Genomic DNA, 21,091 nt, shown 5'->3' with positions numbered 1-21,091 from the left:
TCTTTCATCAGGGCGTGTTGCCGTACAGGGCCTGGACCAGATCGGTCCGCCAGGCGTGGGCTTGCGGGTCGTAGAGGCCGAAGCCCGCGGCCAGCTCCCAGTACATCCAGGGCAACTGGCGGGCGGACATCTCAGCGCGCATGGCTTTGAGATAGCGCACGCGCGCGCCCAGCGCCGCGCGGCTGTAGGCGCCGAACTCGCCCACCACGACGGGGTAGCCCAGGCGCCTGCCTTCGTTGGCGGCCAGGTCGAAACCCTCGCGGATCTTGGCCAGCTGGGTCGCGTCGCAGCAGTCCACGCCGAGCGGCGGCACCGGGCTGATCCATTCGGCGCCCTGGTGGGTGAAGCTGAAAGGCTCGTAGTGGTGGACGGTCAGCAGCAGGTTGGCGTCGGCGGGCAGCTGCAGCCTGGACAGCGCGTAGGGGCTGTTCCACTGCACCGGGCCGATCATGACGACGCGGGTCGGATTGCTGGTGCGCACGACGCGCAGGGCGCGCGAGGCCAGCGTGTTCCAGTCGGCTTCGAGCCTGTTGTGCGGCTCGTTGTAGAGCTCGAACACCAGGCCCGGCCCGGCCGCGGCAAAGCGCTCGGCGATCTGGCGCCACATGGCCAGGAAGCGCAGCTGCACCACGTCGGCCGCGGCCGGGGCCTCGCCGGCCTCGACGGCATCGCCATCGAGCTGGTGGTAGTGGTGCATGTTCAGCACCACGGTGACGTTGCGCGCCAGCAGGCGGGTGACGATGCTTTCGACCCGGCTCATGAAGGCTGCGTCGATGGTGGCCGCGGGATCCAGGCTGGCGTGGTTGCTCCAGCGCACCGGCAGGCGCACGGCCTGGCTGTACTTGGTGCCGGGGCCTGCGCCCTGACCGAAGAGCTGGATGAATTCGTCCTCGACCTTCAGGCCCCAGGCGCCTTCGCTCGGCGCTTCCAGCATATTGCCGAAGTTGATGCCACCGGCCAGGGCCGTGGCGGCAGCGCGCGCCTGGGCCGAGGCGCCGGGCAGCGTGCCGGCGGGTGTCGTGGGATAGGCGGCCCAGGGATCGATGGGCGTGGCGGGCGCTGGCTCGGCGGCAGCTCCGCCGCCCCCACCTCCACAGGCGGCCAGCAGCGCGATCAGCAGGGCAGTGGCGAGGCGGCCCATGGCGTCAGGCCCCGGCCGGCGGCTGCACGCCGAGGGCGGCCAGCACGTCCTGGCAGGCCCCCATGGTGTGGTAATCGGTCTTGCCGGCGGGGCTTTTCTCGTCGGTGAGCTTGCGGTTGTCGGGTGCCAGGATGCGGTACCAGGCGCCGTGCTCGTGGTCGACGAAGTGCTGCCAGGCATAGCCCCAGATCCGGTCGTACCAGGCCCAGTAGGCGTCATCGCCGGTGCGCACGGCCAGCCAGGCGGCGGCGGCCAGGCTTTCGGCCTGGACCCAGAAGTATTTGTCGCCGTCACACACCTCGCCGCCAGGCGCAAAGCCGTAGACCAGGCCACCGTGCGCGGCATCCCAGCCGTGCTTCATCGCGGTGTCGAAGAAGTGGCGGGCCGTTGGCACGAGCCAGGTCGGCGCGGCATTGCCAAGGCGCCGCTCCAGCATCAGCAGCAGCTTGGCCCACTCGGTCAGGTGGCCGGTCTGGAAGCCCCAGGGCCGGAAGATATTGGTCTTGTCATCGCGGTTGTAGTCCCAGTCGGGTGTCCAGTCGGTCTTGTAGTGCTCCCAGATCAGGCCACCGGCCAGGGCGGCCTGGCGTTGCGCGATGGACGTGGCCAGGGTCAGCGCACGGTCGAGGTAGCGGGCCTCGCCGGTGGCGGCGTGAGCGGCCAGCATGGCCTCGCAGGCATGCATATTGGCGTTCTGGCCTCGGTAGGGGCCGATGCCCCAGTCGGGCGTCGCCTCGTCGGCGTAGAGGCCGTGGGCAGGCTCCCAGAAGCGTTGCTCCATCAGCTCGAAGGCCGCGGCGATGCCCGCGCGTGCGCCAGGCACGCCAGCCTCGGCTGCATGCGAGTTGGCCAGCAGCACAAAGGCCAGGCCATAGCAGTGATTGGTGGCGTCGGTGACGGTGGCATGGCCGTCTTGCCAATCGAGCACCCAGGCGTAACCCCCTTGCGGCTGGGCATGGGCCTGGTTGACGAAGGCCAGCGCATGCGCCACGTCGTCCACCGATCCACCGAACCAGCGCCAGGCCAGCGCATGGTTGAAGACGAAGCGCGTGCTGCTGACGAGGTGGCGCGTGCGGCGGTCGTAGACGCTGCCGTCGTCCTTGAAGAACTGGAAGCAGCCGCCGGTCTCGTCGCGCGCACGCGGCGCGTAGAAGGCCAGCGTGTGGCGCATATGGGCCCACAGCGCCCCGGGCTGGCGCATGTCCGGAACAATCATTTCAGCACCTCGTCTTTCAGGAAGCGGGTCAGCTCGTCGGCCATCTGCGCATGCACGTCGATGCGCGGGTGGGCCCAGGAGAAGGCTTCGAAGCGGTAGGACCAGACCTTGGCATCGCCTTCCGCACGCAAGGTCTGCACCGCGCCCAGCACGCCGCGCGGGATGGCGGGCTGTTCGCGCGGGGCCGACATGCCGCCCATCAGCAGCACGATCTTGGCGTTGGGATAGCGGCCACGCAGCTGGCGCACGAAGGCGAGATAGCGTGGCCCGAAGTCGGCGGCGATGGCTTGTCCCTTGGAGGCCGGGAAGCCGTGGTCGTTCTGGCCGAGGTTGAGCAGCACGACGTCGGGGGCGCGCGGGTCGGGCGGTGCGACGGGGGCATCCAGGCGCGGCGCAAAGCGGTTCCAGACCTCGGGCATCAGCAGCTGGTCCCAGGTCGCCGTGATGCCGATGCCGCTGATGGCGATGCCGACGTAGTCCGCGCCCAGCTTCGCGGCCGTCACCGCGCCATAGGCCCGCGTGCCGTCGTGCGTGGACAAGTCGGCGTACTGGTCGTCGGCGATGTCGCCGTTGCAGGCACCGGCGGTGATGGAGTCGCCGTAGAACTCCAGCTTCAGCGGGCGCGGTGCGGGTGGGTCGAGCAGTCGGCCGCCTTCAGCCAGGCGCAGACCGAGCAAGAGGGCTTCGGCTTGCGAGGCCTCGGTGCGCTTGAGCAGGCGCAGCTCGTGTTCGCCCGCCGGCAGGGGCAGACGCCAATCCGCCGGCCCATCGCCGCGCAAGGCCAGCGCATGACGGCGGCCGTCAACCTCGACGGTGAAATGGTTGATGCCGCCGCGCGAAGGCGCCAGGCGCAGTACGAGCTGGTCGCCGGTGAAGCGGGCGCGCAGCTCGCTGCCGCTCCAGCTCAGCTGCTTGCCGCCGGGTACGGGGGCGATGCGGCCGATCCAGCGCAGCTTGGGGTCGTCCGTCGCGATCAAGCCCGGCTTGCCCGATGGTGCCTCGCGCACGAAGTCGCTCGGATGCAGTTCAGGCGGGAAGATGCCGGCCTGCATGACAGCCAAGAGACTGGCAGGGCGGCCGCTGCCCGCCCACTCATCCCTCTTCACGCGGACATGCAGCAGATGGGCACCGGGCTCGAGGTCGCGACCGACCACTGCGTAATGCCAGCCGAGATAGCCCTTGCGCTCCGCCACCTGGCCCTGCAGCGTGACGACCGGGCCGTCGTCCACCCAGGCCTCGAGGTCGCGGTAGTGCTCGCTCTCGGCGTGGAAGACGGCGACCTCGCGGCCCCAGACGAGGAAGTGGGCCTCGGCGTCGTCGGCCTTGGCGGTCCAGCCGGGTTGCTGGCCGGTCCATTCGGGATGCACCTCGCCGCCACGCTCGAAGCCGCGCGACTGGTAGGGCTTGAGCGTCTCGCCGGCGAGCATGCGCGTGAATTCGTGGTCGCGGCCGTACAGCGCCGGGGGCAGGGCGGCGACCGGGCCCGCCGTGGCGCTGCGCAGCGTTTCGGTCAGGGCAAGCGCGATGCGCTGGTGGCCGGTCGCATTGGGATGGACGGGCTCGTCGTAGAGGGCCGCCCAGCGGTCCTGGCCGGCATCGACGCGGGCCTGCATCCAGCGGCCGAAGTCCAGCGCCGTGAGGCCGTAGCGGGCCGCCAGCTTCAATTGGATATCGACCGCGTCGCGGGCCTGGTTGCCCTGTTGCGTCAGGCCGAGCACGACGATGGCGGGCGGCTTCTTCGCGGTGAGCAGTCGACGCAGCATGGCTTCATAGCTGCTGCCGCGCACGGCCGGGTCCAGCCATTGGTCGTTGACGCCGAACTCGACGATGACGAGATCGGGCGAGGCGTCGAGCACCTGCTTGTCCAGGCGCTGCACGCCGGCGGCCGAGTCGGTGCCGCTGACACCGGCATTGACCAGCTTGACCTTGGGGCCCAGCGACTTGGCCAGCAGTGCGGCCCAGCCCTTCTCGCGCGGCGGCTGGGCGGCATAGCCGGTCGTGATGGAGCCGCCGATGGTGGCGAGGGTGATGGGCTCGCCGGCGGCCAGCCGCTGCAAGACGGCCTGCAAGCGCGCATCTGCCTGGCTAACGGCTGGAAGCATCAAAGACAAAGCCAATCCCAATCCTTTCAACCAATTCATATCAACCTTTGGTGGCGCCCGCTTGCAGCCCCGCAACGAACTGCTTCTGGAAGAGCAGGAAGAGCACGACGGCCGGCAGCGACGCGAGCAGCGACCCGGCCATCAGCACGGCGGCCGACTGCGGGTTGAAGCTCAGGTCACCGGCCATCTTGCCGAGTTGCAGCGGCAGGGTCAGCGTGGCCGCGTCGTTGACGACGAGCAGCGGCCACAGGAAGTTGTTCCATTCGCCCACCGCGACAGGGATGGCGATGGCTGCCAGCGCTGGCCGCAGCATGGGCAGCACGACGCTCCACCAGATGCGCAGCGTGCCGGCGCCGTCCAGCGTTGCGGCGCTGATGAGTTCGTCGGGCACGCTCAACATGGCCTGGCGGAAGTAGAAGACGACGAAGGCCTTGGCCAGGCCTGGTACCAGCAAGGCGGCGTAGCTGTTGATCCAGCCGAGCTGCGCCACCGTCACGAAGTTGGGGACGATGGTCACCTCCCACGGCAACATCATCGACACCAGCAGGGCGCGGAACAGCCAGCGGCTGCCGGGGAAAGGCTTCTTCGTCAGCACGAAGGCGACGAGGGACGCGGCCAGCAGGCTCACGACCGTGACGACGACGGTGACGAGCAGGCTGTTGGCATAAAAGCGCAGGAAGCCGTGGCCGTCGACCTGCACCTGCAGGATGCCGGCGAGCTTGTCGGGGTCGGCGGTGGTACCGGCCCAGTCGGGGTTGAAGAAGTTGTGCGAGGTGGGCGCCTGGGGCAGCAGGGTGGGTGGCTGGCGCAGCAGCTCGGCCACGCTCTTGAAGGCGCCGATGGCCATCCAGTAGTAGGGCAGCAGCATGGCGGGCACCAGCAGCCACAGCGGTGCCTGGAGGAGGCGAGTCCACTTCATCGGTCGCCCTCCTTGCCGATCAGCTTGAGGTTGAGCCAGGTCAGGCCGAACAGCAGGGTCGTCAGCACCCAGGCGGCGGCCGAAGCCAGGCCGAGGTCGAGCTGGCGAAAGCCCCGATCGAAGAGATAGGTCACCAGCATCAGCGCCGAGTCCAGCGGGCCGCCCAGCGTCTCGACCGAGCCATAGAGCAGATAGGGCTCGTAGAAGACCTGGAAGCTGGCGATCATGCCGGTCACCGTCACATACACCAGCGTGGGCCGCAGGTTGGGCAGGGTGATGTGCAGCAACTGCTGCCAGCGCGAGGCGCCGTCCAGGCGCGCGGCCTGGTAGAGCTCTTCGGGAATGGCGCGCAGGCCGGCGACGAAGATGACGAGGTTGTAGCCCAGCACCGACCAGACGCCGACCAGCACCAGCACGGGCAACGTCCACTGCGGATCGCCCAGGAAGCGGGCGGGCTCCAGGCCGAAGGCCGCACGGATGCTGTTGAACAGGCCATAGGCCTCGGAGTTGGCCAGCCACTTCCAGGCCGAGATGGCGCCGACGCCGCCGGCCACGGCGGGCAGGAAGAAGGCCACGCGCACCCACTGGTGCAGGCGCGAGTTGCTGCCGAAGTTCAGCGCCAGCACGAGTCCCAGCAGCACGGCGATGACGGACACCGAGGCCATGTAGGCGGCGGTGTTGCCCAAGGCCGTCCAGAAGCGTTCGTCGGCAAAGAGCTCGGCGTAGTTGCGCAGGCCGACCCAGTTGGGAGCGTCGGTGGCGTGATAGTCGGTGAAGCTCAGCCACGCCGAGCGCAGCACGGGCCAGACGCCGAACAGGCCGAACAGCGCGAAAAAGGGCGCGACGAGCAGCATGTCCCGACCGTGGCGGCGCCAGATCATGGCTGTGCCCCCAGCGCGGCCAGCGCGCGGTTCATGACGGCAGCAGCGCGGCTCAATTCGGCTTGCGGGTCGCCACCGGTCAGCACGACGCGCTGCACGGCGCGGGTGACGATGTAGTCCTGCCGCATCCAGGCGGGGCAGGGCGGCGGGCCTTCGGCGTCGGCGAGTTGCAGGAGCAGCGCGTCGCGATTCGGCAGCGGCAGGCTGGCGATCTGGTCCTGCCTGCCCGAGGGCAGCCACATGCCGCCATAGGCCAGGGCCGCCTCGGCCATGCGGCGCGTGACCTCGGGCTGGTAGATGGTGCGCATGAAATCCAGCGCCAGCGCCCGGTTGGGTGAGAAGCGCGTGATGGCCAGCACCGTGCCGCCCAGCACCGCCGTGCGCTTGCCCGTCGGCCCCTTGGGCAGCGGCGCGGCGGCCCAGCGCCCGACCAGGCCTTTGTGCACCATGTCCATGCGCGACAGCAGCCAGGTGCCGGACTGCATCAGGCCATAGGCGCCGCTCTCCAGGCCACCGTCGGCATCGGGCCAGCTGTCGGTGGGCGCCTGCAGCTCCCGGTAGAGGCGGGCGTAGTAGGTCAGTGCGCGCACGGCMTCGGGGCTGTCGATGACGGCGCGCTGGCAGGTCGCGTCGTAGACCGCGCCGCCGGCCTGGCGCAGATAGGGATAGAAGCCCAGCCAGCTCGTGTTGCCCCATTGCTGCGCAAAGCCATGGCCCCGGGCGCGCAGCTCGCGGGCGGCGGTGATGAAGCCCTCCCAGTCGGCCGGGGCTTCGCGGAGCAGATCGCTGCGGTAGTACTGCAACTGCACATGCATGTCGAAGGGCGCGCCGTAGAGGCGGCCGTCCGCGCGGCGGATCGCGCGCAGGGCGCCGGGGTTGGCGTGTTGTTCGAGCTGGCGGGCGAGATCGGGCGCCGCCTCGTTCAGGTCCACCAGCGCGCCCTTGGCGCCCAGCGCGATTGCATAGGACGTGCTGCCCGTCACCAGGTCGGGCCCGCGCCGGCTGGCCAGCGCGGCGGAGTACTTGGTCATCGCGTCCGCCCAGGGCACGTCGCGCACTTCGACGGCGACGCCGGGGTGGGCGGTGCTGAAGGCCGCGACGGCCGGCTGCATGACCTGGGGCGTCTTGTCGTCGCCCACCATCCAGATGACCAGGCGCCCGGCCAGGGCCTGCCCGCAGGCGAGGGCGAGGCAGAGCGAGAGGCTGAGCTTGACGAGGAGCGGGGGGCGGCGCACGGCGGCGGAATTGCGATGATGTTTAGTAAACGAAATGATTATCCGCAGTTCGGAACGGCGAAAACAGCGTTGTCTACCTGCAATTTGTCGGTGCTATCCCTGATCGCGGTCCGTTTGACGACGAAACAAAATGCGCAACAAATTAATGTTTAGCGGCAAGCGCAAGGCGCACCGCGAGGACCTCGACAGCAGTGATCTCCGAACGCTTGATCGATCTACATGAGGGCTGGCAACTCGCCGAGGCGCCGCTTGGCGCCGATGCGCGAGCCATGTCTGCGCTGCCCGACGCGGCCTGGCTGCCGGCTGTCGTTCCCGGCACGGCCCACGGCGCGCTGCTGGCGGCCGGCCGCATTCCCGATCCCTTCTACGGCATGAACGAGGCCGAGGTGCGCTGGGTCGGCGAGCGCCGCTGGGCCTGGCGGCTTGCCTTCGACGCCGGCGAGCTGGCCGACCATGAGGACCTGGTCTTCGAGGGCCTGGACACCTGGTGCAGCGTCTGGCTCAACGGCGAGCGCCTGCTGGAGTCCGACAACATGTTCGTGCCGCGCCGTGTCGACGTGCGCCGCCGCCTGCTGCCCGGGCGCAACGAGCTGTTGCTGTGCTTCGAGCCGCCGCTGGCCAGCGCTCGCGAGGTGGAGGCCGTGCACGGCAAGCGCGCGCTGTGGAATGGCGACAGCGCCCGCCTGCACGCCCGCAAGGCGCAGTACCACTTCGGCTGGGACTGGGGCCCCGAGCTCCTCGTCAGCGGCCCCTGGCGCGCGGTGCGCCGGCACAGCTGGGCGGCGCGCATCGATGACCTGCACTGCCGCAGCGAGGTGGACGTGGCCAGCCGGCGCGCGACGCTGCAGGTCTCGGCCCGACCTGCCGGCGGCGCGGGCCTGCGCTGCAGCTTCGAATTGCGGGACGCCGAGGGCCGCAGCGTGGCCCGCCAGACGGTGCCGGCCGACGCGGCGCGGGCGACGCTGAATGTCGACGCTGCCCACCTGTGGTGGCCGCGCGGCCTGGGCGGGCAGCCGCTGTACACGCTGGTGGTGAGCCTGCTGGACGGCGAGCAGGTGGTGGCGCAGGACAGCCGACGCATCGGGCTGCGCACGCTGCGCCTCGTGCAGGCCGCGGTTGAAGGCGAGGCGGGCAGCAGCTTCCATTTCGAGGTCAACGGCCAGGCCTTCTTTGCCGGTGGCGCGAACTGGATTCCGGACGACAACCTGCTGGAGCGCATCACGCCCGCGCGCTACCGCGAACGTGTGGCCCAGGCCGCCGACGCCAACATGAACATGCTGCGCGTCTGGGGCGGCGGCATCTACGAGCACGAAGCCTTCTACGAGGCCTGTGATGAGCAGGGCCTGCTGGTCTGGCAGGACTTCATGTTCGCCTGCGGCCTCTACCCGGCCAATGCCGACTACCTGGCCAGCGTGCGCGCCGAGGCCGAAGCCGCCGTGAAGCGGCTGCGCCACCACGCCTGCATGGCGCTCTGGTGCGGCAACAACGAGGACTACATGCTGGCCGAGTCCGTCGGCCTGGCCGGCCCCGGCGTGCCGGCGGAGCGCTTCGAGGCACGTGCCATCTACGAGGGACTGCTGCCGGCGGTCTGCGCAGCGCTGGACCCCGACACCGCCTACTGGCCGGGCAGCCCTTTCACACCCGGCGACGGCGCCAAGTCCTCCGACGTGACCGTGGGCGATCGCCACAGCTGGGAGGTCTGGCACCAGCAGATGCTGCCCTACCAGCGCTATGGCGACGTGCAGGCACGCTTCGTCAGCGAGTTCGGCATGCAGTCGCATCCGTCGCTGGCGCTGCTCGAATCGGTGCTGCCCGAAGCCGAGCGCTTCCCCGAGAGCCGCACGGTGCAATGGCACAACAAGGCCGGCTCGGCCGCCGGGCCGGACGGGCACAGGCGCCTGTCGGTCTATCTGGCCGACAACCTGCGCGTCGGCGGCACCTTGGCGGATCACGTCTATGCGACGCAGTTCGTGCAGGCGGAGGCCATGCGCGTGGCTTACCAGGACTTCCGCCGCCGCTGGCAGCGGCCCGGCGCGCGCGCCGTGGGCGGCGCCCTGGTCTGGCAGCTGAACGACTGCTGGCCGGTGACGAGTTGGGCGCTGATCGACTCGGCGGGCACCGTCAAGCCGGCCTGGCATGCGGTGCGCCGCGCATTGGCGCCGCTGGCGGTGGCGGTGCGGTTGGAGAGCGGCCAGGCGCGGCTGGCGGTGATGAACGGCCACGCTGACAGCGTTGCCCTGACGCTGCAGCTGCGCGTGTTCGCCATGGATGGGCGACAACTGGCCAGTACGCGCGTCTTGCAAGCGGTTCCAGCTTCGACCAGCGTCGAGGCGACCCAGCCATTGCCGAGCCTCGACGAGCCCGTTGTCGCCGAGCTGTGCGCTCTGGATGGCGACGGCCGCGAGCTGGCGCGCGACTGCGCCTGGACCGAGCCCTTCAAGTTCTACCGACTGGCCGGCGCCCGCCTCGCCATCGAGGCCGACGGCCAGACCCTGCGCCTGAGTTGCGACCGGCCCGTCAAGGGTCTGTGGCTGCAGCACCAGGGCCTGGCCGTGGCCGACAACTTCATCGACCTGGTGCCTGGAACCGAACGCCGGGTTGATTCAAGGATAGCGCTACCAAATGCATTGGAAGCGCTTGCACTCGAGCTGCCGTTGCAGCAGATCCACCTGCGGAGAAAGGGGGCGTGAATGCAGGAGAAATGCGTACATCCCCTATCCCTAGTAGTCCCGATGCTGGATTGCATGATGATTGTTAGCGTTACCAAATACCTGCGACATAGAAATCAGCAGGACCGACACGAAGCCCGCAAGGGCTGAATGTTTCCCACCAAAGAGGAGCCAAGAGAATGAGACATTTCAAGAGGACAACGCTGTCCCTGGCGGCCGTTCAGGCGCTGGTCTGGGCAGCCACGCCGGCGCTGGCGCAGAACACCCCAGCACCTGCTGCGGCTGCAGCGCCGGGGACGAATTCGCCCCAGGCGCTGGAGACTGTGGTCGTTTCGGGGCGCCGCGCCGCCCTCGCGTCGGCGCAGAAGCTCAAACAGGACTCCGACGAGATCGTCGACTCGGTCGTCGCCGATGAGATCGGCAAACTGCCCGATCGCTCGGTGTCGGAGGTGCTGCAGCGCATCGTCGGCGCCACGATGTCGCGCGTGTCGTCCTCCAACGACCCCGTGCACTTCTCGGTCGAGGGCTCGGGCGTCAACATCCGCGGCCTCACCTACGTCAGCTCGACGCTGAACGGCCGCGAGACCTTCAGTGCCAACCAGGGTCGCACGCTGGGCTTCGAAGACGTGCCGCCCGAGCTGATGGCCGGCGTGGACGTCTACAAGAACCCGTCGGCCGAGCAGATCGAAGGCGCCATCGGCGGCCTGGTGAACCTGCGCACGGCCCTGCCTTTCGACTTCCCCGGCTTCAAGGGCTCCATCTCTCTGGACGTCTCGCGCAACAGCCTGGCCAAGAAGAACAAGCCCAGCATCTCGGGCCTGCTGTCCAACACCTGGAACACCGACGCGGGCAAGTTCGGCGCCTTGATCGACGTGGCGCATTCGCTGAGCTCCAACCGCACCGACGGTTTGGTGCTGGACCCGTTCTACAAGGCCACGCCGACCGACACGACCTGGTACTCGCGCGACATGTCGTGGAAGCAGCAGTTCTACGACCGCACCCGCGACGGCCTCTACGGCGCGCTGCAGTGGAAGAAGGACAACGTCGAGTCCTCGCTGACCTTCTTCCGCTCCAAGTTCAAGTTCAACTGGAACGAGAACAACGTCAGCGCCCAGGTCGACCCCTACAACGTCGTCGTGCTGGACGGCACTTACGACGCCAATGGCGTGATGACCAAGGGTGTGCTGACCGGCAAGAAGGACGCCAACGGCAACTACACCGGCCTGGAAGTCGAGAACCAGACGCGCTACTCCAAGCGCAACTCCCAGACCGACGAACTGGCCTGGAAGATTGCCGGCAAGGTCAACGATCAGCTCACGCTGACTTCGGACTTCCAGTACATCAAGTCCAAGACCAACAACTTCGACTCGACGGTCGGTACCGCCGTGTCGCTGCCCAAGGAAACGGTGGACTACACCGGCTCCATGCCGCGCCTGGTGTTCGACGCCAGCGACATGGCCATCCTCAACGATCCCAGCAAGTACTACTGGGCCATGATGATGGACCACCTGGACAAGGGCAAAGGCACGCAGAAGTCCTGGAAGGGCGATGCGCGCTGGGTCTTCCACGACAACAAGATCCTCAACGACCTGCGCGTGGGCGTGCGCATTGCCAAGCGTGATGCCGAGACCATCAACAGCAACCCGAGCTACAACTGGGCGAGCATCACGCATGCTTGGCAGTTGGGCTGGAACATCGGCGACCTGGCCTACATCACCAAGGCGCCTGACATCCCCACTTACAAGAACACCTACGGCGACTTCATGGGCGGTGGCAAGGCCAACCTTCCTTCGCTGTATTTCCCGGCGGCTTCGGTGGCGTTCGACTGGCCCAACAGCTACAACAAGCTGCACCAGCTCTACCTGAACGAATGCCACGCCTTCGAGTCTGCCTGGAACGGCGCGGGCTGCCCGCAGCAGGCCAGCAGCATTCAGGTTGGTGCCTGGAAGCCAACGTCCTTCGGCACCGATCCAGCCGGCCGCAACACCCAGGCCGAGACCACGACCGCGGGCTACGCGCAACTGCGCTTCTCATTCGACGAGGTCGGTTTGCCTGTCGACGGCAATGTAGGCCTGCGCGCGGTTCATACCAAGAACGAGGCCGACGGCTACACCATCCTGACCACGCAAGCCGCGCCACCCGGTGCGGTCGGCGTGGCCGTGCCGGTGCTGACGCCGTTCGCCAAGGAGCAGAACTTCAATCAGAGCTTCACGGACTGGCTGCCCAGCCTGAACCTGAAGTGGAAGGTCGCGCCGGACCTGCAGTTCCGCTTCGCTGCGTCAAAGGCCCTGGCACGCCCGCAGTTCAGCCAGATGCAGGGCTTCCTGCAGATGACGCAGACCATCGAGGTGGATGCGCAAAGCGTTCCGCCGAACGTCAAGAAGGTCAACCTGACCGGTACGGCAAGCGGCAACCCCACGCTCAAGCCGATTCGGTCGGACCAGGAGGACATCACGGCCGAGTGGTACTTCGCCAAGAACGGCTCGTTCACGACGGCGGTCTTCAACAAGAACCTGAAGGACATCATCGTCAACCAGGCCTTCAACCGCACGGTCAATGACGCCAGCGGCAAGCCGGTCAACTTCGTGCTGAACGGCCCGGTCAACGGTGCCAAGGGCTATGCGCGCGGCGTGGAGATGGCCTACCAGCAGTATTTCGAGAACCTGCCCAATCTGTTGCAGGGCCTCGGTCTGCAAGCCAACTACACCTACGTGGACAGCAAGGTCAAGCGCTACAACGCGGTGTACACGGGCTACTGCTCGCCCGGCGCAGGCCAGGACAACCTGAACCTGTATATCAACGGCTGCGATACCGATGGCCGCTCCTTTGGCGACATGCCGCTGGACAACCTGTCGAAAAACACCTTCAACATCGCGCTGCTCTACGACCGTGGTCCGGTCTCTGCCCGCATTGCCTACAACTACCGCGGCAAATACCTCTACGGCGTGGCGCTGAACTCCGACAACACCGGCCCCAACCAGACCAATGCGCTAGACACCAACCCGGCGAGCGCCAACTTTGGTCAGCACAACCTGCCCGTGGGCCTGCCGCTTTGGGCTGACGGCTATGGACAGGTCGACGCAGGTCTGCACCTGAAGATCGGCAACGATCTGTCTCTGGGTTTCGATGCCACCAACCTGACGAACAAGACGTACAAGCAGATCATGCAGCAGCACATCGGCATGATCGGCCACAACTACTTCACGTCGGGCCGTGGCTATCGCCTCAGCGCGCAGTACAGCTTCTGACCCCATGGGGCCGGCCAGACCCGGCTCCAACACAGAGAAAGGGCACCGCTTGCGGTGCCCTTTTGCTTGGTGATCGGTGAACGCCGGACATGGCCTGATTCACGTCGTCCCTAGGGGGATACGGCCTGAGCTGCCATGCCTAGACTGCCTCGGCGGTTGTCTATGCCGTCTGTGGAAACGGGAGCCCTTCATGAACGAGACGACTCAACTGCGGTCGCGGTTGTCGCTGGCTGCCATCTGTGCGGGCTTGTTGGCCGGTGCGCCAGCGCATGCCACCGGACAAATCGGCGGCGTCATCAGCACCTCGTTCGCAGAGGCCTTCGGTGCCTGCAACAAGTCCGCGATCGTGCCGCTGGACACCGCCCAGGACACCTTTTCGCTCAGTCTCACGGCGCCCTGCGCGGCTGGTTCCGCAGGCGGCACCCTGAAGGGAGCCGCAGCCTCAGGTTCCGCCGGTCTGATGGTGTACGCGACGGGCACCGGCGCCGTTGCGTCGATGGTCTCCCTGATGGACCTCTGGCTCCTGACTCCTCCTGCGGGCACGCTGCCCGGCGACTATCTGATCCCAGTGCACCTGCATGTCGACGGCACCGTTTCAGCCGGCGCGACGTCGCAGCGTCCGTCTTTTCTCGAGTACAGCCTGAACTTGTCGAACCTTTATGGTGGCTCTGGTCCGGCGACCGCCTTCTCCGCCAACGGCAGCGTGGCGGGCGTCGGCGCCTACGCGAAAACCTTCGACAGCGCATTGAGCGTGCACTACTTCGGCCCCGGCGCCGGCTTGCAGACCACCGTCCTGACGACGGTGCAGATGACGGTCTTCCAGCTCGAACACGGCACCGTCGATTTCTACAACACGGCCTTTGCGGCGCTTGACCTGCCGGCCGGCTGGACCGCGGTGACTTCGTCGGGCCTGCCGGTGGTGTCCGCCGTTCCCGAGCCGGGCACTGCATTGCTGGCGCTGTGTGGCGCGGTTGCGTTCGCCGCCCGCCGTCGCCGCCTGTGGACGGCCTGAGCTGCAACGGCTCAGAGCGGCGCGGCCGGGCAGTAGCGGCGGATGAACTCGGCGTGTTCCGGCATCACGGCCACGCACTGCGCAATGGTGTCGGACACGCCCTTGAAATAGGCGGCCGTCTCCTCCACGCCCTGCAGTTCGGCCAGCGCCAGCCAGCCCTTGGGGCGCAGGTTCTGGCCCTCCATGACCGCCAGCCAACTGGGTTCGCGGAACAGGTCGCCCTTCACGTCGGCGAGGCGCCCGCTAGCTGCATACAGGGCCATGCGCCAACAGAGCTTCTCGGGAATGGCCATGGCCGCGCAGGCCTTCCAGAATTCGCTGTCATCGCGCTGGTTCAAGTGATAGTGCAGCACGATGAAATCGCGCACGTACTCGTAGCGCTCACGGCTCTGGCGGTTGTATTCGGCGATCTCCAGCGCATCGAAGCCGCTGTGCGGGAAGGCCTCGATCAGTTTGGCCACGCCCATCTGGATCAGGTGCAGGGCCGTCGACTCCAGCGGCTCGACGAAACCGGCCGACATGCCGATGGCGACGACATTGCGCCGCCAGGCTTCCTGGCGCATGCCGGTGCGGAACTTGATGATCCGCGGGTCGGCGAGCGGTTGGCCGTCGATGTTCTCAAGCAGCACGCCGGCCGCCTCGTCATCGCTGACATGCCGGCTCGAATAGACATGACCATTGCCGACGCGGTGCTGCAGCGGGATGCGCCACTGCCAGCCCGCCCGGTGCGCCGTCGCTCGCGTGTAGGGCGGCAGCGGGGAAGTGCTTTCGCTGGGAACGGCCACGGCACGGTCGCAGGGCAGCCAGTGACTCCAGTCCTCGAAGCCGGTGCCCAGGGCCTTCTCGATCAGCAGGCTGGCAAAGCCTGAGCAGTCGAGGAAAAGGTCGCCCTCCACCASCTCGCCGCTCTCCATCTGCACGGCGCGCACATGGCCTTCGGTTGGCCCCGGCTCCTCGTTGAGCAGCGCGCGCACGACCTTGCCCTCGGTGCGGCGCACGCCGCGCGCCTCGCTCAGGGCACGCAGGTGCTTTGCGTACAGCGAGGCATCGAAGTGGTAGGCATAGCCGAGCGCTTCCAGCGGCGAGCCCTTCATGTCGGGCCGCGGCAGCATGAAGCGATTCGCCTTGGCCGCCATGTTGGAGATGACGTAGGCGTCCAGCGGCAGCGCACGGCCTGCGGCGCGCAGGCGCAGCCAGTATTGCGAGAAGTCCACCGGCCACAGTGCCTCGCGGCCGACACCACCAAAGCCGTGGAAGTAGCGCTCGCCTTGCCGGCCCCAGTTGACGAATTCAATGCCGAGCTTGAAGGTCCCTTGCGTCGCCTTCAGGAAGTTGGCCTCGTCGATCTTGGCCAGGCCGTTGAACATGCGGATCGGCGGGATGGTCGCCTCGCCGACGCCGATGATGCCGATCTCGTCGGACTCGACAAGGCGGATCTCATACGGGGGCTTGAGTACGGCGCTCAGCGCGGCCGCCGACATCCAGCCGGCGGCTCCGCCGCCGACGATCACCACGCGCTTCAGGGGCTTGGCCCAGTTGTCCATTCGATGTCTTTCGTCTGCGTGGCGCACAGTCTAGGCAGGCAGCCGTGAGCGCAGATAGCTGTCGTGGTCGGGCATGCGCGCCGCTAGCGCTGCGATCGCCTGATGGCGCTCGGCCAGATAGCGCGCCGCCAATTCCGCCGGCATCTCGTCCGGCCAGGGGCTGCGGCGCCGCGGCCAGTCGCCCATGCCGGCGTGGATGGCCAGCCAGCTCGACGTGTCGAAGGCTTCGTTGTCGTAGGCATGCAGGGTGCCGGTCTCGCGCCAGGCATGCAGTTTGTAGTCCAGCGACTCGGGCAGGGGCATGCTCGTGAGCGTGCGCCAGAACTCGCTGTCGCGGCGCTCGCTCAAGGCGTAGTGCAGGATGATGAAGTCACGGATGCGCTGGTATTGGCGCAGCTGCTGCACATTGAAGCCGACCGCGGCCTGCGCGTGGTCGGCCTCGCCGAGCAGCGGGATGAGGCGGCCCAGCGCGTTGTGCACCATGAAGATGGCGGTGGACTCCAGCGGCTCCAGGAAGCCTGCGGCCAGGCCGATGGCGACGACGTTCTTGACCCAGAAGCGCTCGCGGTGGCCGGTGCGAAAACGCAGCAGTCGCGGTTCGGCCAGCAGGGGCGCGTCGAGCTGGGCCAGCAGCTGCTCGCGGGCGCGGCCCTCGTCGATGAAGCGGCTGCTGAACACATGGCCGTTGCCGGTGCGGTCCTGCAGAGGGATGCGCCAGGCCCAGCCGGCCTCCAGCGCCGTCGAGCGGGTGAAGGGTGCCAGGCCACCGGGTGCGCGCTTTGTGGGCACGGCCCAGGCACGGTCGACCGGCAGCCAGTGGCCGTAGTCAACGAAGCGCTGCTCCAGCGTCTGGCCAATCAGCAGGGAGGCCAGGCCCGAGCAGTCGATGAAGAGATCGCCTGCGACCTCGCGCCCATCCGCAAGACGCAGCGCGCGCACGCGGCCGTCCTCGTGGCGGTCGACGCCGACGACGCGCCCCTCCGTGCGCAGCGCGCCGCGACCCTCGGCCAGGCGGCGCAGGAAGGCGGCGTAGAGCGTCGCATCGAAGTGGTAGGCGTAGGTGTAGCGCGAGGCCAGGCCCTGATCGCCCTCGGCCGGGCGGCAGAAGCGGCCCTGGCTGGCCATCACCGTGGGCAGGCAAAACTCACCGAGAGGCGTGCCGGGCTTGGCCTGCAGGCGCTGCAGCTGGCCCCACAGCGCCATCGGGCCGTCGAGGTGGCCAAAGTCGCCGAAGGTGTGGAAGTAGTGCTCGCCGCGCTGCTTCCAGTCGCAGAACTGGATGCCGAGCTTGTAGCTGCCGCGCGTGGCGGCGAGGAAGTCGGCCTCGTCAATGCCGAGGATGTCGTTGAACTGACGGATCGACGGGAAGGTGGCCTCGCCGACGCCGATGATGCCGATCTCTTCCGACTCGATCAGCTCGATGGTGACACCGCGCAGCCCCGTCGTCAGCGCGGCGGCCGCCATCCAGCCGGCGGAGCCGCCGCCGAGAATGACGATGCGCCGAACCACGGCCATTGCTTCAACGCGCTGCAGCGCGCTCCCTGAGGAAGTCCGCATAGGCCAGCGCGCTGCGCTTGAGCGTGCGCTGCTGGGTCTCGAAGTCCACATGCACCAGGCCGAAGCGGCGTTCGTAGCCGAAGGCCCATTCGAAGTTGTCCATCAACGACCAGATGAAATAGCCGCGCACGTCCACACCTTTGTCCATGGCTCGCGAGCATGCCGCGAAATGGGCCTTGATATAGGCCTGGCGTTGCAGATCGTCGACCTCGTCGCCGCTGACCGTGTCGTGGCTCGACATGCCGTTTTCGGTGATGTAGAGCGGCGGCAGATTGGCGTAGTCGCGCATGAAGGCCTCGAACAGATCCTGCAGGCCCTGGGGATAGACCTCCCAATCCATCGTCGTGCGCTCGACCTCGGGGTGGCGCACCCAATCCATCGTGTCCGCTCCCTTGGAGCGCAGCACGGCGCGGCTGTAGTAGTTGATGCCGAGGTAGTCGATGGGGCGCCGGATGATGTCCATGTCTCCGGGCAGCACCAGCGGCTCGCAGCCCTTCCACAGCCGCCACAGGTCGGCCGGGTATTCGCCCTTGAGCAACGGGTCCAGCACCCAGCGGTTCTGGTAGGCCTCGAACAGCGAGGCGGCATCGCGGTCCGCGGCCGTGTCGGCGTCGGCATAGCCCGGTGCGCAGTTGGCGACGATGCCGTGCAGGGCCTGCGGCGCGTTGGCGCGCAGCGCCGGCAGGGCCAGGCCGTGGCCGAGCAGTAGATGGTGCATGGCCTGGGCGGCCCAGCGGTTTGATTTGAGGCCGGGCGCGTGGTGGCCGTCGCCATAGCCGAGATAGGCCGAGCACCAGGGCTCGTTGTGCGTCGTCCAGGCGGCCACATCACCGTGGCCGGCCAGCTCGCGGCTCATCAGGTCGGCGTAGTCGGCAAAGCGGTAAGCGGTCTCGCGGTTCAGCCAGCCGCCCTTGTCCTCCAGATGCTGGGGCAGGTCCCAGTGGTAGAGCGTCACGAAGGCCTTGATGCCGCGCTCCGCGAGGCCGTCGAGCAGGCGTTTGTAGAAGGCTATGCCCTTCGCGTTGGGGCGGCCGGCTTCGTCCATCACGCGCGGCCAGGCAATGGAGAAACGGTAGGCGTCGACACCCAGGCGCTTCAGGATGTCCAGGTCCTGCTCGAAGCGGTGGTAGTGGTCACAGGCGACGGCGCCGTTCTCGCCGCGCAGCACCTTGCCGGGCGTGGCGCAGAAGCGGTCCCAGATGGATTCGAGGCGACCGTCCTCATGCGCGGCACCCTCGATCTGGTAGGACGAGGTGCCGGCGCCGAAGATGAAGCCGGGGCGGCGCATGGCCGAGCCGGGCGGCGGTGCGACGAGGTCGGCCAGGGAGGTGGGGGGCGGGGTCAGGTCCATAGGGGCTCAGGCAGAGGTCGGCAGCGCATGCAGGGCGGTGCGCCAGGGTTGCAGGGCAAGGGGTTCGGTGGGCAGGGGGCCACGCACGCCGCAAATGAAGGAGGCGTAGCGATTCGCCAGGGCCAGCGTGGCGGGCAGGTCGCGCCCGAGGGCAAGGCCGGCCAGCAGCAGCGCGGTGAAGGCGTCGCCGGCGCCGACGGTGTCGACCATGCGTGGCTGGATGACGCCGGCGCCCTGGGCCAGCAGCACGCCGCCCGGTGCGTAGAAGCGCCAGCCGCTGGCGCCGCAGGTCAGCACCAGGCGCTGCAGCGCAAAGCGCGCCATCAGCGCGCCGGCGCGGCCCACGTCATCGGCTGCGGCGCAGTCGAACCAGCCGGCCAACTGCGCCAGTTCCTCGTCATTCACCTTGACCCAGTCGGCCAGCATCAGCGACTCGGCGGCCAGCAGCCGCGTCTGATCGCCGGGTCGCAGGTTCAGGTCGAGAAAGCGCGCGCCCGCAAAGGGCTTGACCAGCGCACGCAGCGAGGCGCGCGAGACGGGCAGGCGCTGCGCGAGGCTGCCGAAGTAGACCCACGCCGCGGCTGTTTCGGCCAGGTGAGGGCGGGCCGCCTCGGCGTCGATATGGTCCCAGGCGGCGTCGCCATGGATCTCGAAGCGGTGGCCGCCGGGGCCCTCGTGCACGCTGACGCGGCCGGTGGCGTGCTGCAGGTCGCGCTGCACGCCGGCGCTGTCCAGGCCATAGCGGCGTGCGCTGTCGAGCACGAGGCGGCCGTTGTCGTCCTCCGCGCCGATGCGGCTGATGAACAAGGCTGGCGCGCCCAGGGCCGCCAGCGAGCGCGCCACATTGAAGGGTGCGCCGCCCGCGACCGGGCCGTCATGGAATTCGTCGACCAGGGCTTCGCCGAGGACGGCGATGGGGCAGGGGGGCATGTCGGCGGTGCTTGGCGCGTGGTTTGGAAATATTCTATGCAACAGCGATTGTTTAGTGAACAATCTCCAACCTAGGTTTTGCCCCCGGTCCAGCGTGTGGCAGGGGCTCCCTGGGCGCCGATGACACAATCGCGCCCGATTCGGGGTGCTAAACAACAGCGGGAGCGCGGGCAATGGCCGACAAGGGAGTGACGATTCGCGAACTGGCCGAGGCCGCGGGCGTGTCCATCGGGACGGTGTCGCGCGCGCTGAAGGGCCAGCCCGGCCTGTCGGAGCAGACCCGCGCCCAGGTGCTCGGCGTGGCCCAGCAAATGGGCTATGACGTGGGCAAGCTGCGCACCGGCAAGCCGCGCCGCATGCTCTTCCTGTACAGCCGCAGCATCGGTTCGCTGGCGAACAACCCCTTCTATTCCTATGTGCTGCACGGTGCCGAGACGGCCTGCCGCGAGGCCGGCGTGCCGCTGAGCATCATGTCGGTGCTGGCGGGCGATGACGTGGCCGGCCAGGTGCGTCGCCACGAGGCCGATGCGCTGCTCGGCGCCGGCTACTTCGACCCCGAGGCCATGGAGGCCATCCGCCGCTGCGAGGTGCCGCTGGTGCTGGTGGACCACTTCTACCCAGGCGTGCGCTGCGTCAACGACGACAACCAGCTCGGCGCCTGGCTGGCAACGCGCCATCTGCTGGAGGGCCAGTCCCAGCGCATCGCCGCCATCTTCGGGCCGCTGGCCCACTACTCCACCTCGCTGCGCGCCAAGGGCTTCCGCCGCGCGCTGTTCGAGGCCGGCCGGCTGTTCGACCCCGACTACGAAGTCACGCTGGACCCGGCGCTGGAATACCGCGATGCCGGTCGCGACGCGATGAGCCGCCTGCTGGCCCTGCCCCAGCCGCCCGATGCCGTCTTCGCCTACAACGACTCGACGGCCATGTTCGCCATCGAGGTCTGCCACGAACGCGGCCTGCGCGTGCCCGAGGACATCCGCTTCATCGGCTACGACGACATCGAGGAGGCCGCCCGCAACAAGCCGCCGCTGTCCACCGTGAAGATGGACAAGGAGGCCCTGGGCAACGTCGCCGCGCGCGCCCTCATCGAGGGCGATATCGCGCCCAGCGACGCGTCGCTGCCGGTCGAACTGGTGGTGCGTGAGAGCTCGATGGTCGCGCCTGCGGCGGAGGCCGAGGCTGCGCCAAGGAAAGCCAGGCGCAAGACCGCCACCGCCTAGGTAGTTGCACCGCCTTTCGTTCGACCGATCAACGAACGAAAATAAGACTGTTTACTAAAAATCAGC

General features: G+C 68.0%; 14 protein-coding genes. 4 read left to right on the top strand and 10 right to left on the bottom strand.

The features are described 5' to 3' along the window. Positions 1-7: 7 nt before the first annotated feature. Genes AC1D2H_RS00650 through AC1D2H_RS00625 form a run of 6 tightly spaced genes read right to left on the bottom strand, consistent with a single transcriptional unit; the run spans position 8 to position 7,494 of the window. Positions 8-1,141: a glycoside hydrolase family 5 protein gene (locus AC1D2H_RS00650; RefSeq protein ID WP_478009515.1), complete on the bottom strand. Its 1,134-nt coding sequence runs from the start codon at positions 1,139-1,141 to the stop codon at positions 8-10. Between the two features lie 4 nt (positions 1,142-1,145). Continuing rightward, a complete protein-coding gene (locus AC1D2H_RS00645) occupies positions 1,146-2,357 on the bottom strand; it encodes an AGE family epimerase/isomerase (RefSeq protein WP_478009514.1) in 1,212 nt (403 codons plus the stop codon). Continuing rightward, on the bottom strand, positions 2,354-4,459 hold the full coding sequence (locus AC1D2H_RS00640) for a GDSL-type esterase/lipase family protein (protein WP_478009513.1): 2,106 nt from the start codon (positions 4,457-4,459) through the stop codon (positions 2,354-2,356). The genes AC1D2H_RS00645 and AC1D2H_RS00640 overlap by 4 nt, the downstream gene beginning before the upstream one ends. 40 nt (positions 4,460-4,499) lie before the next feature. After that, complete coding sequence (locus tag AC1D2H_RS00635; protein ID WP_478009512.1) at positions 4,500-5,378, bottom strand: carbohydrate ABC transporter permease; 879 nt, start codon at positions 5,376-5,378, stop codon at positions 4,500-4,502. Further along, complete coding sequence (locus AC1D2H_RS00630) at positions 5,375-6,259, bottom strand: carbohydrate ABC transporter permease (RefSeq protein WP_478009511.1); 885 nt, start codon at positions 6,257-6,259, stop codon at positions 5,375-5,377. Before AC1D2H_RS00630 ends, AC1D2H_RS00635 begins: the two co-directional genes overlap by 4 nt. Then, positions 6,256-7,494: an extracellular solute-binding protein gene (locus AC1D2H_RS00625; RefSeq protein ID WP_478009510.1), complete on the bottom strand. Its 1,239-nt coding sequence runs from the start codon at positions 7,492-7,494 to the stop codon at positions 6,256-6,258. The genes AC1D2H_RS00630 and AC1D2H_RS00625 overlap by 4 nt, the downstream gene beginning before the upstream one ends. A 269-nt stretch (positions 7,495-7,763) precedes the next feature. On the opposite strand from AC1D2H_RS00625, the gene AC1D2H_RS00620 reads away from it, so the two are divergent. The 3 genes from AC1D2H_RS00620 to AC1D2H_RS00610 all read left to right on the top strand — a co-directional run bounded on the left by AC1D2H_RS00620 (position 7,764) and on the right by AC1D2H_RS00610 (position 14,423). Beyond that, a complete protein-coding gene (locus tag AC1D2H_RS00620) occupies positions 7,764-10,184 on the top strand; it encodes a glycoside hydrolase family 2 protein (protein WP_478009509.1) in 2,421 nt (806 codons plus the stop codon). A gap of 158 nt (positions 10,185-10,342) precedes the next feature. Continuing rightward, positions 10,343-13,411, top strand: a complete 3,069-nt coding sequence (locus AC1D2H_RS00615) for a TonB-dependent receptor (protein ID WP_478009508.1) — start codon at positions 10,343-10,345, stop codon at positions 13,409-13,411. Between the two features lie 190 nt (positions 13,412-13,601). After that, positions 13,602-14,423: a PEP-CTERM sorting domain-containing protein gene (locus AC1D2H_RS00610; RefSeq protein ID WP_478009507.1), complete on the top strand. Its 822-nt coding sequence runs from the start codon at positions 13,602-13,604 to the stop codon at positions 14,421-14,423. Positions 14,424-14,434: 11 nt separating this feature from the next. Here the strand turns inward: AC1D2H_RS00610 and AC1D2H_RS00605 are convergent, their stop codons facing one another. Genes AC1D2H_RS00605 through AC1D2H_RS00590 form a run of 4 tightly spaced genes read right to left on the bottom strand, consistent with a single transcriptional unit; the run spans position 14,435 to position 19,805 of the window. Beyond that, a complete protein-coding gene (locus tag AC1D2H_RS00605; protein WP_478009506.1) occupies positions 14,435-15,967 on the bottom strand; it encodes a tryptophan halogenase family protein in 1,533 nt (510 codons plus the stop codon). A 30-nt stretch (positions 15,968-15,997) separates the two neighbouring features. After that, the gene (locus AC1D2H_RS00600; protein WP_478009505.1) at positions 15,998-17,482 is read right to left on the bottom strand and encodes a tryptophan halogenase family protein; all 1,485 of its coding nucleotides are present in this window, start codon (positions 17,480-17,482) and stop codon (positions 15,998-16,000) included. A gap of 4 nt (positions 17,483-17,486) precedes the next feature. Beyond that, a complete protein-coding gene (locus AC1D2H_RS00595) occupies positions 17,487-18,875 on the bottom strand; it encodes a GH1 family beta-glucosidase (protein WP_478009504.1) in 1,389 nt (462 codons plus the stop codon). A gap of 6 nt (positions 18,876-18,881) precedes the next feature. Continuing rightward, positions 18,882-19,805, bottom strand: a complete 924-nt coding sequence (locus AC1D2H_RS00590) for a PfkB family carbohydrate kinase (RefSeq protein ID WP_478009503.1) — start codon at positions 19,803-19,805, stop codon at positions 18,882-18,884. 173 nt (positions 19,806-19,978) lie between these two features. On the opposite strand from AC1D2H_RS00590, the gene AC1D2H_RS00585 reads away from it, so the two are divergent. After that, positions 19,979-21,025, top strand: a complete 1,047-nt coding sequence (locus AC1D2H_RS00585) for a LacI family DNA-binding transcriptional regulator (protein ID WP_477934805.1) — start codon at positions 19,979-19,981, stop codon at positions 21,023-21,025. The last annotated feature ends 66 nt before the right edge of the window (positions 21,026-21,091 follow it).

The sequence above is a fragment of the Roseateles sp. P1_C1_2 genome (assembly GCF_056406535.1).
This window is presented reverse-complemented; position numbering and strand designations above follow the sequence as displayed.